This is a genomic window from Stella humosa, assembly GCF_006738645.1.
GTDB lineage: Bacteria > Pseudomonadota > Alphaproteobacteria > ATCC43930 > Allostellaceae > Allostella > Allostella humosa.
The window spans coordinates 5,058,054-5,073,238 of the sequence record NZ_AP019700.1 but is presented as its reverse complement, the minus strand read 5'-3'; the positions used below and the strand labels follow the sequence as shown (position 1 = coordinate 5,073,238).

Below are 15,185 nucleotides of genomic sequence, written 5' to 3'. Positions count from 1 at the left end.
ATGTTCCTCCACCGCCTGCTGGCGGCCCGCGCGGCCGCCGGCAACCCGATCCGCGTCGGCGTCATCGGCGCCGGCAAGTTCGGCACCATGTTCCTGTCCCAGGCCCGGCGCACGCCCGGCCTGCATGTCCTGGCGGTGGCCGACCTGTCGCCGGACCGGGCGCGGGCCGCGCTCGCCCGCTGCGGCTGGCCCGAGGCGCAGTATGGCGCCGGCTCGTTCGCCGCGGCGCGCGCCGCCGGCACGACCTTCATCACCGACGACGCGATGGGGATGATCGCGGCCGACGGCCTGGACGTGGTGGTGGAGGCGACGGGCCATCCGGCGGCCGGCATCCGCCATGCGCTCGCCGCCTTTGCCCATGGCCGCCACGTGACGATGGTGAATGTCGAGGCCGACGTGCTGGCCGGCCCCCTGCTGGCGCGCCGCGCGGCCGCGGCCGGGGTTGCCTACTCGCTGGCCTATGGCGACCAGCCGGCCCTGATCGCCGAGATGGTGGAATGGGCGCGCGCGGTCGGCCTGCGCGTCGTCTGCGCCGGCAAGGGCACCAAGTACCTGCCGGCCTACCACGCCTCCACGCCGGACACGGTGTGGGGCCATTACGGCCTGACACCGGAGGACGCGGCCGCCGGCGGCATGAACCCGCAGATGTTCAACTCGTTTCTCGACGGCACCAAGTCGGCGATCGAGATGGCCGCCGTCGCCAATGCCACCGGCCTGGTGCCGCAGGCGCACGGCCTGTCCTTCCCGCCCTGCGGCGTCGACGACTTGCCGCGCATCCTGCGGCCGGAGCGGGTCGGCGGCACCCTGCCGGACGCCGCCGCCGACGGGCCGGGCACGGTCGAGGTGGTGTCCAGCCTGGAGCGCGACGGCCGCCCGGTCTTCCGCGACCTGCGCTGGGGCGTCTATGCGGTGTTCGAGGCGTCCGACGACTATGTCGCGCGCTGCTTCCGGGAATATGGCCTCGTGACCGACCCGAGCGGGCGCTATGCCGCCATGTACAAGCCCTACCACCTGATCGGGCTGGAACTGGGTATCACCGTCGCCATGGCCGGCCTGCGCGGCGAGGCGACGGGGGCAGCGCAGGGTTTCCTCGGCGACGTGGTGGCGACCGCCAAGCGTGACCTGGCGGAGGGCGAGATGCTGGATGGCGAGGGCGGCTACACTGTCTATGGCCGGCTGATGCCGGCGGCCGATTCCCTGGCGCTGGGTGGCCTGCCGCTGGGCCTGGCCCATGGCGTGCGCCTGAAGCGGGCGGTGGCCGCCGGCCGGCCGGTCGGCTGGGCCGACGTCGCCTTCGATCCCGCGGTCGAGGCCGTCCAGGTGCGGCGCGAGATGGAACGGACCTTCGCCCCGGCCCCGACCAGTACCCTGGCGGCCGGCGCCCTGGCGGCCGCCCAATGAGCGCCGGGGGACGGGGCGTCCTGCTGGTCACCGGTGGCGGCCGGGGCATCGGCGCCGCCACGGCACGGGCGGCGGCGGCGGCCGGCTATGCGGTGTGCGTCAACTACGCCAGCGATGCCGACTCGGCCGGCCGCGTGGTGTCGGCGATCGAGGGCGCCGGCGGCCGCGCCGTGGCGGTTCAGGGTGATGTCGCGGTCGAGGCCGATGTGCTGCGGATATTCGAGGCCGCAACCGCGCTCGGTCCGCTGACGGGGCTGGTCAACAATGCCGGGATCAGCGGCCCGATCGGCCGGGTGGCCGACGTGTCCGCCGCGACGCTGGATGCGGTCTTCCGCATCAACGTGCTGGGTGCCTTCCTCTGCGCGCGCGAGGCCGTGCGCCGCATGTCGACCGCCCGCGGTGGCGCCGGCGGGGCCATCGTCAACGTCTCCTCGGGCGCGGCCAGCCGCGGCAGTGCCGGCGAGTTCGTCTGGTATGCGGCCTCGAAGGGCGCGATCGACAGCCTGACCATCGGCCTGGCCAAGGAGGTGGCGGGCGAGGGCATCCGCGTCGTCGGCATCGCCCCCGGCCTGACCGAGACCGACATCCATGCGACGGCCGGCGAGCCCGGCCGCGTCGCCCGCATGGTCTCCATGGTGCCGCTCGGCCGGGCCGCCTCGCCGGACGAGGTGGCGGGCCAGATCCTGTTCCTGCTGTCCGATGCCGCCGCCTATTGCCATGGCGGCACGCTGCGCGCGACCGGCGGGCTCTGAGCCCGTCGCCGTCGCGGCGCTTGATCGCGATATGATTTCCGAATATGGAAAATATGTCGCGAACCTGACGATACTGGAGTCCGGCCATGCCCATCCGACAGACGATCATCCCGGCGCTGAGCTATGACGACCCGAATGGGGCCATCGCATTCCTGGAGGCGGCGTTCGGATTCGAGACGCACCTGCTGGTGACCGACGGCGACGGCCGGGTGCAGCATGGCGAGGTTTCGATCGACGGCGCGCTGGTGATGCTGGGCCCGGCCGGCTGGGCGGACTGGGCCAAAAGCCCCCGGTCCGCCGGCGGCGCCAACACCCAGTCGGTCCATGTCGAGGTGGCCGACGTCGACGCCCATTGCGCCCGGGCGCGGGCGGCGGGCGCCCGCATCGTGGCCGAGCCGACCGACCAGTTCTACGGCGACCGCACCTATCGCGCGGCCGACCCGGAGGGCCATCACTGGGTCTTCGCCCAGCATGTGCGCGACGTGCCGGCCGACGAGATGAGTGCCAATTCCGGCCTCAAGGTCGAATACCGGTCTTGAACGATCCTGAACTGCATGGGGAAGGGGTCGACGCCGCCCTGGCGGCGCTGGCCGACCCCGTGCGCCGGCGCGTGGTCGACCGGCTGCGCCACGGGCCGGAGCGGGCGGGGGACCTTGCCCGCGCGCTGGCCCTGGCGCCGCCCGCCATGAGCAAGCACCTGCGCATCCTGCGCCGCCACCGGCTGGTGGAAGAGGTGCGGGTCGAGGACGACGCGCGGGTGAAGCTCTATCGCCTGCGGCCGGAGCCGTTCCGCGAGCTGGGCGCCTGGCTGGAGGTGGTGCAGGCGCACTGGGCGGGCCAGCTCGACGCCTTCAAGACCCATGTCGAGCGCCGCATGCGGGAGGAGGGATGAGCGGGGCTGCGATCATGGTCGCCGTCACCGTGGCCGCCCCGCCCGAGCGCGCCTTCGCGCTGTTTACCGACGAGGTCGACGTGTGGTGGCAGCGTGGCCCCGCCTACCGCTTCCGCCGTGGCAACGACGGGACGATGCGCTTCGATCCAGGCCCTGGCGGTCGGCTGGTCGAGGCCTATCCCGATGGCACCTTGTTCGAGGTCGGCCATATCCGCGACTGGCAGCCGGGCCGGCGCCTGGCCTTCTCCTGGCGCAACCCGCATCATTCGGGCGACGAGGAGACGGAGGTCGAGATCGAGTTCAAGGCTGTGCCGGGCGGCACCCGCGTCGTCGTCCGCCACAGCGGCTGGGACCGCCTGAACCCCGGCCATCCCGCCCGCCATGCGCTGGCCGACGTGCCGCTGATGCGCATGATGGGCGACTGGTGGCGTGGCCAACTGGCCGCCATGGCCGGTCGCCTGCCGGGCTGAACGCCGCATCCATGTTGCATTCGGCCCGGCGGCCGCTATCTATCGCCGCTGCCCATGCCCGACACGTCCGAATCCCCGCGCCCCGCCTCGCCGCTCGCCGCCTATCGCGCGCTGCTGCGCCGCGGCGAACTGCGTCCCGACCCGCATCAGGCCCTGGCGGCCGAGAAGCTGGAGAGCCTGGCCAACGCGCTCGCCGGCTACCGGCCGTCGACGGGCAGCGGCGGCTGGCGCCAGCGGCTGGGGTTGGCGCGCCGGCCCGACCCGGCGCCGCAGGGCCTCTACATCTATGGCGAGGTCGGCCGCGGCAAGTCGATGCTGATGGACCTGTTCTTCGACGTGGCCCCGGTCGAGGCCAAGCGGCGGGTGCATTTCCACGCCTTCATGCAGGACGTGCATCGCCGCCTGCATGAATGGCGCAAGACCAATGACGGCGACCCGCTGGCGCCGCTGGCCCAGGAACTGGCCCGCCAGGCCTGGCTGCTGTGCTTCGACGAGTTCCAGGTGAGCGACATCGCCGACGCGATGATCCTGGGCCGGCTATTCGAGCGGCTGTTCGAGGCGGGCGTGGTCGTGGTCGCCACCTCCAACCGGCCGCCGCGCGACCTCTACAAGGACGGGCTGCAGCGCGAGCGCTTCCTGCCCTTCATCGCGCTGATCGAGGAGAAGCTGGACGTCCTCGAGCTGGATGGCGGCGTCGACTACCGGCTCGACCGCATCAAGGACCATCGGCTCTATCATGTGCCGCCCGGGCCGGCGGCCGAGGCGGCACTGATGGCCGCCTTCGACGACCTGACCGGCGGGGCGCCGGCCGGGCCCACGACGATCGAGGTGCTGGGCCGGCGGCTGGCGGTGCCCAAGGCCGCCCGCCGGGTCGCCTGGTTCGGGTTCGAGGACCTGTGCGGCCGGCCGCTCGGGCCGGCGGACTACCTGGCCCTGGCCGAGCGCTTCGATGCGGTCATCCTGTCGGGTATCCCGCGCATGGGCCGCGACCGGCGCGACGTCGCCAAGCGCTTCGTCACCCTGGTCGATGCCCTTTATGATGGCCGCGTCCGCTTCCTCTGCTCGGCCGAGGGCGAGCCGATCGACCTCTACCCCGCCGGCGATGGCGCCTTCGAGTTCCGGCGCACCGCCTCCCGGCTGGAGGAGATGCAGTCGGCCGACTACCTGGACAGCGAGGCGCCGCACGCCGGCTAGGGGGCCGGCCGCGGGCGGCTGCCGCGCCCGCCTCTGCGGTCGGGGCGGGGGAGATATGCGCGGTCGTCGGCTTGCTAGTGCGGTCCATTCGCGCTAACAAGCCGCCCGTCCTGGCGCCGGACGCTGGGCCGGCACCGCATTTCATCATGAATAGGCCCGCCCTGCCGGGCCTTCACCCGCTGGTGAGGAACCCTCATGGCTCGCGGAAAGATCGTTCGCAACAAGATCGCGCTCGTGGGCGCGGGCAATATCGGCGGCACCCTGGCCCTGCTCGCGGGCCTGAAGGAACTGGGCGACGTCGTCCTGTTCGACGTCGTCGACGGCGTGCCCCAGGGCAAGGCGCTCGACATCGCCCAGGCGAGCCCGGTCGAGGGCTTCGACGCCAGCTTCAGCGGCGCCAGCGACTATTCTGCGATCGCCGGGGCCGACGTGGTGATCGTGACGGCGGGCGTCGCGCGCAAGCCCGGCATGAGCCGTGACGACCTGATCGGCATCAACACCAAGGTGATGAACCAGGTCGGCGCGGGCATCAAGGAGCACTGCCCGAACGCCTTCGTCATCTGCATCACCAACCCGCTCGATGCCATGGTGTGGGTGCTGCGCGAGGCCTGCGGCCTGCCGCACAACCGCGTCGTCGGCATGGCCGGCGTGCTCGATTCGGCCCGCTTCCGCTATTTCCTGGCCGAGGAGTTCAACGTCTCGGTCGAGGACGTGACCGCCTTCGTGCTGGGCGGCCATGGCGACACCATGGTCCCGCTGGTGCGCTATTCGGCGGTGGCCGGCATCCCGGTGCCCGACCTCATCCGCATGGGCTGGTCGACGCAGGAGAAGATCGACCAGATCGTCCAGCGCACCCGCGACGGCGGGGCCGAGATCGTCGGCCTGCTGAAGACCGGCTCGGCCTTCTATGCCCCGGCCTCCTCGGCGATCCAGATGGCCGAGAGCTACCTGAAGGACAAGCGCCGCCTGCTGCCGTGCGCGGCCTGGCTGTCGGGCCAGTATGGCATCGACGGCCTCTATGTCGGCGTGCCGGTCATCATCGGCGGCGACGGCGTCGAGAAGGTGGTCGAGATCGCGCTGACGGCCGAGGAGAAGGCCATGTTCGACAAGTCGGTCGGCGCCGTGAAGGGCCTGATCGAGGTCACCCGCGGCCTGATGCAGGGCTGACCCGCGGGCGGCCGGAATGGCCCGTCGTTGCGGTGCAATAGAAACTTGTTAGATTAGCGATCCAGCATCGCCCCGCGCCCGTCGCGGGGCGATGGTCCTGCGGGCCGCCCGCCTTCCGGCGCACGGGCCCGCAGCGCCCCCCGAGACCCGGCTCAACGGAACGGTCCCGCGATGAATATCCACGAGTATCAGGCCAAGGCGCTTTTGAAGAAGTATGGCGTGCCGGTGCCGCAGGGCCAGGTCGCCTATACCGAGGACGAGGCCGAGGCCGCCGCCAAGTCGCTGGGCGGGCCGGTCTGGGTCGTCAAGGCACAGATCCACGCCGGCGGCCGCGGCAAGGGCGGCGGCGTCAAGGTGGTGAAGTCGCTGGAGAACGTGCGCGCCGAGGCGGCGCGGATGATCGGCATGACCCTCGTCACCCACCAGACCGGCCCCGAGGGCCGCGAGGTGAAGCGGGTCTATGTCGAGGAAGGCTGCGACATCGCCCGCGAGCTCTATCTGGGCCTGCTGATCGACCGCGCCACCCAGCGCGTGACGGTCATGGCCTCGACCGAGGGCGGCATGGAGATCGAGGAGGTGGCGGCCGCCACGCCCGAGAAGATCATGAAGGTCGCGGTCGACCCGGCGACGGGCTTCCAGCCCTTCCATGCCCGCAAGCTGGCCTTCGGGCTGGGGCTGCAGGGCAAGCAGGTATCGGCCGCGGTCAAGTTCATGACGGCGCTCTACGACGCCTTCGTCGGCCTCGATGCCAGCATCGTCGAGATCAACCCGCTGGTCGTGACCGGTGCGGGCGAGCTGATCGCGCTCGATGCCAAGATGAATTTCGACGACAACGCGCTCTATCGCCAGAAGGCGGTCGAGGAGCTGCGCGACGAGGACGAGGAAGATCCCTCGGAGCTGGAAGCCGGCAAGCACGGCCTCAACTACGTCAAGCTCGACGGCAACATCGGCTGCATGGTCAACGGCGCGGGCCTGGCCATGGCGACCATGGACATCATCAAGCTCTATGGCGGCCTGCCTGCCAACTTCCTGGATGTCGGCGGCGGCGCCACGAAGGAGCGTGTCACCACGGCCTTCAAGTTGATCCTGTCCGACGCCAACGTCGAGGGCATCCTCGTCAACATCTTCGGCGGCATCATGCGCTGCGACGTCATCGCCGAGGGCGTGGTGGCGGCGGCCCGCGAGGTCAGCCTGCACGTGCCTCTGGTGGTGCGGCTCGAGGGGACGAACGTCGACCTCGGCAAGAAGATCCTGAAGCAGTCCGGTCTCGCGATCACCTCGGCGGACAATCTCGCCGATGCCGCGGAAAAGATCGTCAAAGCGGTGAAGGAAGCGGCCTGATGTCGATCCTCGTCAATTCCGCCACCAAGGTGATCTGCCAGGGCTTCACCGGAGCCCAGGGCACCTTCCATTCCGAGCAGGCGATCGCCTACGGCACCAAGATGGTGGGCGGCGTCACCCCGGGTAAGGGCGGCAGCCGCCATCTCGACCTGCCGGTGTTCGACACCGTGGCCGAGGCCGTGGAGACGACCGGCGCCAATGCCACCGTCATCTACGTGCCGCCGCCGTTCGCGGCCGACGCCATTCTCGAGGCCGTCGACGCCGAGATCCCGCTTGTCATCTGCATCACCGAGGGCATCCCCGTGCTCGACATGGTGCGGGTGAAGCGCGGCCTCGCCGGCTCCAAGTCGCGCCTGATCGGGCCGAACTGCCCGGGCGTGATCACGCCGGACGAGTGCAAGATCGGCATCATGCCCGGCCACATCCATCTGCGCGGCAAGGTTGGCATCGTTTCGCGCTCTGGCACGTTGACCTACGAGGCGGTCGCCCAGACGACGGCGGCGGGCCTTGGCCAGTCGAGCTGCGTCGGCATCGGCGGCGACCCGGTCAACGGCACCAACTTCGTCGAGGTGCTGGAGATGTTCCTGGCCGACGACGAGACCCAGGCGATCATCATGATCGGCGAGATCGGCGGGTCGGCCGAGGAAGACGGGGCGGCCCTGCTGCGTTCGTCCAAGATCAAGAAGCCGGTGGTGGGCTTCATCGCCGGCGTCACGGCGCCGCCCGGGCGGCGCATGGGCCATGCCGGCGCCATCATTTCGGGTGGCAAGGGCGGGGCCGGCGACAAGATGGAGGCCATGCGGTCGGCCGGTATTGCGGTCGCGGACTCCCCGGCGGCCCTTGGAACCACCATGTTGAAGATCCTTAAAGGTTAAGCCCCGCCGGCACCCCCCGGCCGGAGCCTGGAGAAGTCCACCCGTGAGCGTCCATCAAAGCACCTTCCTGTCCGGCGCCAACGCGCCGTTCATCGCCGAGCTTTACGAGCGGTTCCTCGAGAATCCGTCCTCCGTGGAGCCGAGCTGGGTACAGTTCTTTCGTGGCCTGCAGGAAGACGGCGCGGCCGTAGCCCAGGAATTGCGGGGGGCATCCTGGGCTCCACGGTCGGGCGGCATCATCGCCCACGTCAACGGGGTGGCGGCGACCGCCGCTGCTGCCGCTGCCGCGGGCCAGATTCGGCCGCCGATCGCAGCCGGCCAGGACGCGACCCGCAAGGCGATCCAGGCGTCGATCCGGGCGCTTATGCTGATCCGCGCCTATCGCGTGCGCGGGCACCTGATCGCCGCCCTCGATCCGCTCGGGATCGAGAAGCGACCGGTGCATGCCGACCTCGACCCGGCAAGCTACGGCTTCGACGAGGACGACCTCGACCAGCCCATCTATATCGACCGCGTGCTGGGCCGCGAGACTGCGACCCTGCGCGAGATCGTGCAGATCCTGCGCGACACCTACTGCCAGAGCATCGGCGTCGAGTTCATGCATATCATGGACCCCGAGCAGCGCATCTGGATCCAGGAGCGCATCGAGGGGGAGCGCAACCACACCGACTTCACCGCCGAGGGCAAGCGCGCCATCCTCGAGCGCCTGACCGCGGCCGAGACCTTCGAGCGCTTCGCCGACCGGCGCTACACCGGCACCAAGCGCTTCGGCCTGGAAGGCGGCGAGAGCCTGATCCCGGCGCTGGAGCAGATCGTGAAGCGCGGCGGCCAGTTGGGCGTGCGCGAGCTGGTGCTGGGGATGCCCCATCGCGGGCGGCTCAACGTGCTGGCCAACTTCATGGGCAAGCCGTTCGCCGCGATCTTCTCCGAGTTTCAGGGCAATTCGGCCAAGCCCGACGACGTCCAGGGCTCTGGCGACGTCAAGTACCACATGGGTACCTCGGCCGACCGCGAGTATGACGGCAACGTCGTCCACCTGTCGCTCTCGGCCAACCCGTCCCACCTCGAGGCGGTGAACCCGGTCACGCTCGGCAAGGTGCGCGCCAAGCAGCGCCAGCGCGGCGACGTCGAGAAGAACCAGGTCGTCGGCCTGCTGATGCATGGCGACGCGGCCTTCGCCGGCCAGGGCGTGGTGGCCGAGACGCTGATGCTGTCCGAGCTGCGCGGCTATCGCACCGGCGGCACGATCAATGTCGTGGTCAACAACCAGATCGGCTTCACCACGGCGCCGGCCTATGCGCGGTCCGGCCCGTACTGCACCGACGTCGCGAAGATGGTCCAGGCGCCGATCTTCCACGTCAACGGCGACGACCCGGAATCGGTCGTTCATGTCGCGCGCGTGGCGATCGAGTTCCGCCAGCGCTTCAAGCGCGACGTCGTCATCGACATGGTCTGCTATCGCCGGCATGGCCACAACGAGGGCGACGAGCCGGCTTTCACCCAGCCCGAGATGTATCGCCAGATCGACGGCCTGCAGACCACGCGCCGCATCTATGCCGAGCGCCTGGAGCGCGAGGGCATCGTCCAGGCGGGCGAGGCCGACGGCATGGTCGACCGCTTCACGACGATGCTGGATTCCGAGTTCAACGCGGCGCGCAGCTACAAGGCCAACAAGGCCGACTGGCTGGAGGGCGCCTGGGCTGGCCTCGGCACGGCCACGGCCGACGACCGACGCGGCGAGACCGCGGTGGCGGCCGACCGCCTGCAGCAGGTGGGCCAGGCGCTGACCCGGGTGCCGGAAGGCTTCAACCTCAACCGCAAGATCGCCCGCCAGCTCGAAGCCAAGAAGAAGATGTTCGAGACGGGCGAGGGCATCGACTGGGCGACCGGCGAGGCGCTGGCTTTCGGCACGCTCTGCGCCGAGGGCACGCCCGTGCGCCTGTCCGGCCAGGATGTCGGCCGCGGCACCTTCTCGCAGCGCCACGCCGTCCTGGTCGACCAGTCGAGCGAGGAGCGCTACGTTCCGGTTTCGGCCGTGGCACCCGGCCAGGCGACGTTCGAGGTGTGGGACAGCCCGCTGTCGGAAGAGGCGGTGCTGGGCTTCGAGTACGGCTTCACCCTGGCCGACCCGCAGGGGCTGGTGCTGTGGGAGGCGCAGTTCGGCGACTTCGCCAACGGCGCCCAGGTGATCATCGACCAGTTCATCTGCTCGGGCGAGAGCAAGTGGCTGCGCATGTCCGGCCTCGTCCTGCTGCTGCCGCACGGCTATGAGGGCCAGGGGCCGGAGCATTCGTCGGCCCGGCTGGAGCGTTTTCTCCAGCTCTCGGCCGAGGACAACATGCAGGTCGTCAACCTGACGACGCCCGCCAACTATTTCCATGCGCTGCGCCGGCAGATGCGCCGCAGCTTCCGCAAGCCGCTGATCGTGATGACGCCGAAGTCGCTGCTGCGCCACAAGCGGGCGGTGTCGAAGCTGGCGGAGTTCGGCCCCGGCAGCTCGTTCCATCGCGTCCTGTGGGACGACGCCGATGGCGGGCTGTCGAACAAGCTGGTGGCCGACGCCAAGATCCGCCGCGTCGTGCTGTGCAGCGGCAAGGTCTATTACGACCTGCTGGAAGCGCGCGAGACCAAGGGCATCGACGACGTCTACCTGATGCGCGTCGAGCAGCTCTATCCCTTCCCGGCCGAGAAGCTGGCGCTGGAGCTGAAGCGTTTCCCGGCGGCCGATGTCGTGTGGTGCCAGGAAGAGCCGCGCAACATGGGCGGCTGGTACTTCGTCGACCGCCGCATCGAGGACGTGCTGACCGAGGTCGGCGGCAAGGCGACGCGGCCACGCTATGTCGGTCGCCCGGATTCGGCATCGACCGCGACCGGCCTGCTGCGCCGCCACAACGAGGAGCAGGAAGCCCTCGTCTCGGCCGCGCTGACCATCTGAACCATCCGACCGCTCGGAACAAAGGACGACCATGGCGACCGAAATCAAAGTCCCCGCCCTCGGCGAGTCGGTGACCGAAGCCACGGTGGCGCGCTGGCTGAAGAAGGCCGGCGAGGCCGTGAAGGTGGACGAACCGCTGGTCGAGCTCGAGACCGACAAGGTCACGCTGGAAGTCAACGCGGCTGCCGCCGGCGTGCTGGTGGAGATCGTCCAGCCCGAGGGTGCGACGGTCGAGGTCGGCGCGCTGCTCGGCACCATCGACGCGGCCGGTGCCGTCGCTAAGCCGGCCGCCGCCAAGGCCGAGCCGGCGAAGGCCGCGCCCGCCAAGGCCGAGGCGCCCAAGGCCGAGGCCGCCAAGCCGGCCGACGCTGCCCCGGCCTTGTCGCCGGCCGCGCGCAAGATCGTGGCCGACCAGGATCTGCCGGCGGCCGAGATCCCCGCCACCGGCAAGGGTGGGCGCGTTACCAAGGAAGACGTCGTCAACTATGTCGAGGCCAAGCCGGCCGCTGCCGCGCCGGCACCCGCCGCCGCCCCGGCACCCGCTGCCGCGCCGCGCCCGCCCGGCGCCCGCGAGGAGCGCGTGCGCATGTCGCGCCTGCGCCGCCGCATCGCCGAGCGCCTGAAGGAGGCGCAGAACACGGCAGCCATCCTGACGACCTTCAACGAGGTCGACATGACGCGCGTCATCGCCGTGCGCGAGCGCCATCGCGATGCCTTCGAGAAGAAGCACGGCGTGAAGCTCGGCTTCATGTCCTTCTTCGTGAAGGCCTCGATCGCCGCATTGAAGGAGATCCCGGCCGTCAATGCCGAGATCGACGGCGACGAGCTGGTCTACAAGAACCACTACGACATCGGCGTGGCCGTCGGCACCGAGCAGGGCCTGGTCGTGCCGGTGGTGCGCGATGCCGACACCATGTCCTTCGCCGAGATCGAGAAGACCATCGCCGCCCTGGGCAAGAAGGCGCGCGACGGCAAGCTGTCGATGGACGACCTGACCGGCGGCACCTTCACCATCTCGAACGGCGGGGTCTACGGCTCGCTGATGTCGACGCCGATCATCAACCCGCCGCAGTCGGCCATCCTTGGCATGCACAAGACGATGCAGCGGCCGATGGTCGTGGGCGACCGGATCGAGGCGCGGCCGATGATGTACCTGGCCGTCTCCTACGACCATCGCATCATCGACGGCCGCGAGGCGGTCACCTTCCTGGTCCGGATCAAGGATGCGATCGAGGACCCGGAACGGCTTCTGTTCGATCTCTGAGGAGCGGGTCATGGCCGAGGAGAGCTTCGATCTCGTCGTCATCGGCGGCGGGCCGGGGGGCTATGTCGCCGCCATCCGCGCGGCGCAACTGGGCATGCGCGTCGCCTGCGTCGAGAAGGACGCGACGCTGGGCGGCACCTGCCTGAATGTCGGCTGCATCCCCTCCAAGGCGCTGCTCGATTCGTCCGAGAAGTTCCATGAGGTCGGCCGGCTCGCCCGCCAGGGCGTCGTCGTGGACAAGGTCACGCTCGACCTGCCGGCGATGATGGCGTGGAAGGACAAGGCCGTTTTCGACAACACCCGCGGCATCGATTTCCTGTTCAAGAAGAACAAGGTCGAGCGGGTGCGGGGCCTGGGCCGCATCGCGGCCGCCGGCCGCGTCGTGGCGACGGCCGAGGACGGCAGCGAGCGCACGTTTGCCACCCGCACCATCCTGATCGCGACCGGGTCCGAGGTCATGCCCCTGCCGGGCGTGGCGATCGACGAGACGCGCATTGTGTCCTCGACCGGCGCGCTGTCGCTTGGGGCCGTGCCGAAGCACCTGGTCGTCGTCGGCGGCGGCATCATCGGCCTGGAACTGGGCTCGGTCTGGCGGCGCCTGGGTGCCGAGGTGACGGTGATCGAGTTCCTCGACCGCATCACCCCCGGCATCGACCTGGAGGTCGCCAAGACGCTCCAGCGGACGCTGGGCAAGCAGGGCATGAAGTTCCGCCTCGGCACCAAGGTGACCAAGGCCGAGGCCGGGGCCGACGGGATCACCCTGTCGGTCGAGCCGTCGGCCGGCGGCACGGCCGAGACGCTGTCCTGCGACGTGGTCCTGGTGGCGATCGGCCGTCGTCCCTTCACGACGGGCCTGGGGCTCGACGCCGTCGGCATCGCGACCGACGCCAAGGGCCGCATCCCGATCGACGAGCATTTCCAGACGCCCGTGCCCGGCATCTATGCCATCGGCGATGTGGTGCGCGGGCCGATGCTGGCCCACAAGGCCGAGGACGAGGGCTCGGTGGTGGCCGAGATCATCGCCGGCCAGTCGGGCCATATCGACTACAACGCCATTCCGGGCGTGGTCTACACATGGCCCGAAGTGGCCACTGTCGGCCGCAACGAGGAAGAGCTGAAGGCGGACGGCGTCGCCTACAAGGTCGGCAAGTTTCCCTTCACCGCCAATGGCCGTGCGCGCTGCGTCGGCGACACGGACGGCTTCGTGAAGATCCTGGCCGATGCCCGCACCGAGAAGGTGCTGGGCGTGCACATCATCGGCCCGGATGCCGGTACGCTGATCGCCGAATGCGTGCTGGCGATGGAGTATGGCGGCTCGGCCGAGGACATCGCGCGCACCTGCCACGCCCACCCGACCTTGAACGAGGCGGTGAAGGAAGCGGCACTGGCCGTCGACGGGCGCGCGCTGCATATCTGATCCGAGCTAACCCGGCGCGAGGGGGCGCCGGCCGATGGAAGATCCTGCGGCCGGCGACCTGATCGCCCAACTGTTCGGCACGGTCTCGCTGCCGGAATACCTGCTGGTGCTGGCCGTCGCGATGACGGCCTCGGTGATCGGCGGGCTCGCCGGCTACGGGCCGGGCCTGCTGCTGCCGCTGGTGCTGGTGCCGACCATCGGGGCGGAGGCCACGGTGCCGGTGATCGGCGCGTCGGCCTTCTTCACCAATGCCAGCCGCTTCTGGGTCTTCCGCGAGCATCTCGACCGCCGCGCCTTCCTGATCGTGGCCGCGGCCGCGGTACCGGGCTGCATCATCGGCGCGTATGGCTATTCGCTGCTGACCGGCCCGCGCGCGGGGCTGCTGATCGGAGCCTTCCTCATCCTGATGGTGCCGGTGCGGCGCTGGGCGCGCCGGCTCCAGTACCGCCTGTCGGAGCCGGGCATGGTCGTGGCGGGTGCGGGCTATGGCGTGCTGGTCGGCAGCACGGCCGGGTCCGGCATCCTGCTGCTGTCGATCTTCATGGCGGCCGGCCTGGCCGGCCCGGCGGTGCTGGCGACCGACTGTGCCGTCACCCTGGTCACCTCGGTCGTCAAGACGGGCGTGTTCCAGGCGGCGGGCTCGATGTCGGCCGAGAACTGGGCGATGGCGCTGCTGATCGGCGCGGTAACGACGCCCGGGGCCTTCATCGCCCGCTGGCTGGTGCGCCGCTTCTCGGCCACGCTGCACACCCAGATCCTGGAGGCCGCCATCCTGGTCGGCGGCTCGGTGCTGGTGGCCAAGGGCCTGCTCGCCTGAATCAGCCGGCGGCCGGGCGGCGGGCGAATGCCAGCAGCGCCCCCAGGCCGCACATGGTGGCGCCGGAGCCGTAGCGCAGGCGCCGGACGATCGCGGGCCGGCCGGCGATCTGGCGGGCGATCGCGGCCGCGCCGAACGCCACGACGATGTCGACGGCGGTGTTGAGGACGACCGAGACGACCCCCAGCAGGACGAACTGCAGCGCCACCTCGCCCCGGGCGGGATCGACGAACTGGGGCAGGAATGCCAGGAAGAAGGCGGCCGTCTTCGGGTTCAGCGCCTCCACCAGGATGCCCTGGCGGAAGGCGCCCCCGGCACTCGTACCTGTCGGGGCGGCCATGGCCAGGGGCTGGCCGGCCGAACGGATCGTCTGGACGCCGAGGAAAACGAGATAGGCCGCACCCAGCAGCTTGAACAGGGTGAAGACCTCCGCACTGGCCAGCAGGATGGCCGAGACCCCGCAGGCACCGGCCACGATGTGCACGAGCCCGCCGATCCCGGTTCCGACGCTGGAGGCAATGCCATCGGCACGGCCACCCGCCAGACTGCGCGCGGCGACATAGAGAATGCCGGGGCCGGGCGTCAGAGCGATGGCCAGGGCGGCCGCGACGAAGAGGGTGAAGGCAAGCGGGTCGAACATGCCTGGGGTCCTTTTACCAT

The 15,185-nt window shown here is 70.2% G+C and carries 14 protein-coding genes; 13 read left to right on the top strand and 1 reads right to left on the bottom strand.

Annotated features, from left to right (window positions below; all coding sequences use genetic code 11):
• The 13 genes from STVA_RS23770 (at nucleotide 1) to STVA_RS23710 (ending at nucleotide 14,525) form a co-directional block, all read left to right on the top strand.
• Nucleotides 1–1,401 (top strand): NAD(P)H-dependent oxidoreductase, encoded by a 1,401-nt coding sequence (locus STVA_RS23770; protein WP_123692735.1) that lies wholly within the window; start codon nucleotides 1–3, stop codon nucleotides 1,399–1,401.
• Nucleotides 1,398–2,153: an SDR family oxidoreductase gene (locus STVA_RS23765; RefSeq protein WP_123692733.1), complete on the top strand. Its 756-nt coding sequence runs from the start codon at nucleotides 1,398–1,400 to the stop codon at nucleotides 2,151–2,153. The genes STVA_RS23770 and STVA_RS23765 overlap by 4 nt, the downstream gene beginning before the upstream one ends.
• 86 nt (nucleotides 2,154–2,239) lie before the next feature.
• Nucleotides 2,240–2,692, top strand: a complete 453-nt coding sequence (locus STVA_RS23760) for a VOC family protein (RefSeq protein ID WP_123692731.1) — start codon at nucleotides 2,240–2,242, stop codon at nucleotides 2,690–2,692.
• Nucleotides 2,689–3,045 carry a helix-turn-helix domain-containing protein gene (locus STVA_RS23755; RefSeq protein ID WP_245978433.1) on the top strand — a complete coding sequence of 119 codons (357 nt, stop codon included), beginning with the start codon at nucleotides 2,689–2,691 and terminating at the stop codon, nucleotides 3,043–3,045. The genes STVA_RS23760 and STVA_RS23755 overlap by 4 nt, the downstream gene beginning before the upstream one ends.
• A complete protein-coding gene (locus tag STVA_RS23750; RefSeq protein ID WP_123692729.1) occupies nucleotides 3,042–3,515 on the top strand; it encodes an SRPBCC domain-containing protein in 474 nt (157 codons plus the stop codon). Before STVA_RS23755 ends, STVA_RS23750 begins: the two co-directional genes overlap by 4 nt.
• Nucleotides 3,516–3,569: 54 nt before the next feature.
• Nucleotides 3,570–4,709, top strand: coding sequence for a cell division protein ZapE (zapE, locus tag STVA_RS23745; protein ID WP_123692727.1), 1,140 nt, complete (start codon nucleotides 3,570–3,572; stop codon nucleotides 4,707–4,709).
• 210 nt (nucleotides 4,710–4,919) lie between these two features.
• Nucleotides 4,920–5,876, top strand: a complete 957-nt coding sequence (gene mdh / locus STVA_RS23740; protein ID WP_123692980.1) for a malate dehydrogenase — start codon at nucleotides 4,920–4,922, stop codon at nucleotides 5,874–5,876.
• Nucleotides 5,877–6,047: 171 nt separating this feature from the next.
• The gene (gene sucC, locus STVA_RS23735; RefSeq protein WP_123692725.1) at nucleotides 6,048–7,217 is read left to right on the top strand and encodes an ADP-forming succinate--CoA ligase subunit beta; all 1,170 of its coding nucleotides are present in this window, start codon (nucleotides 6,048–6,050) and stop codon (nucleotides 7,215–7,217) included.
• Nucleotides 7,217–8,092, top strand: coding sequence for a succinate--CoA ligase subunit alpha (gene sucD / locus STVA_RS23730; protein WP_123692723.1), 876 nt, complete (start codon nucleotides 7,217–7,219; stop codon nucleotides 8,090–8,092). Before sucC ends, sucD begins: the two co-directional genes overlap by 1 nt.
• Before the next feature lie 43 nt (nucleotides 8,093–8,135).
• A complete protein-coding gene (locus STVA_RS23725) occupies nucleotides 8,136–11,027 on the top strand; it encodes a 2-oxoglutarate dehydrogenase E1 component (RefSeq protein ID WP_123692722.1) in 2,892 nt (963 codons plus the stop codon).
• A 31-nt stretch (nucleotides 11,028–11,058) separates the two neighbouring features.
• On the top strand, nucleotides 11,059–12,291 hold the full coding sequence (odhB, locus tag STVA_RS23720) for a 2-oxoglutarate dehydrogenase complex dihydrolipoyllysine-residue succinyltransferase (RefSeq protein ID WP_123692721.1): 1,233 nt from the start codon (nucleotides 11,059–11,061) through the stop codon (nucleotides 12,289–12,291).
• Nucleotides 12,292–12,301: 10 nt separating this feature from the next.
• Nucleotides 12,302–13,708: a dihydrolipoyl dehydrogenase gene (gene lpdA, locus STVA_RS23715; RefSeq protein WP_123692720.1), complete on the top strand. Its 1,407-nt coding sequence runs from the start codon at nucleotides 12,302–12,304 to the stop codon at nucleotides 13,706–13,708.
• Between the two features lie 34 nt (nucleotides 13,709–13,742).
• Nucleotides 13,743–14,525 carry a sulfite exporter TauE/SafE family protein gene (locus STVA_RS23710; RefSeq protein ID WP_123692719.1) on the top strand — a complete coding sequence of 261 codons (783 nt, stop codon included), beginning with the start codon at nucleotides 13,743–13,745 and terminating at the stop codon, nucleotides 14,523–14,525.
• A 1-nt stretch (nucleotide 14,526) separates the two neighbouring features.
• On the opposite strand, the gene STVA_RS23705 is transcribed toward STVA_RS23710, so the two are convergent.
• Nucleotides 14,527–15,165, bottom strand: a complete 639-nt coding sequence (locus STVA_RS23705; RefSeq protein WP_123692718.1) for a LysE family translocator — start codon at nucleotides 15,163–15,165, stop codon at nucleotides 14,527–14,529.
• Between the last annotated feature and the right edge of the window lie 20 nt (nucleotides 15,166–15,185).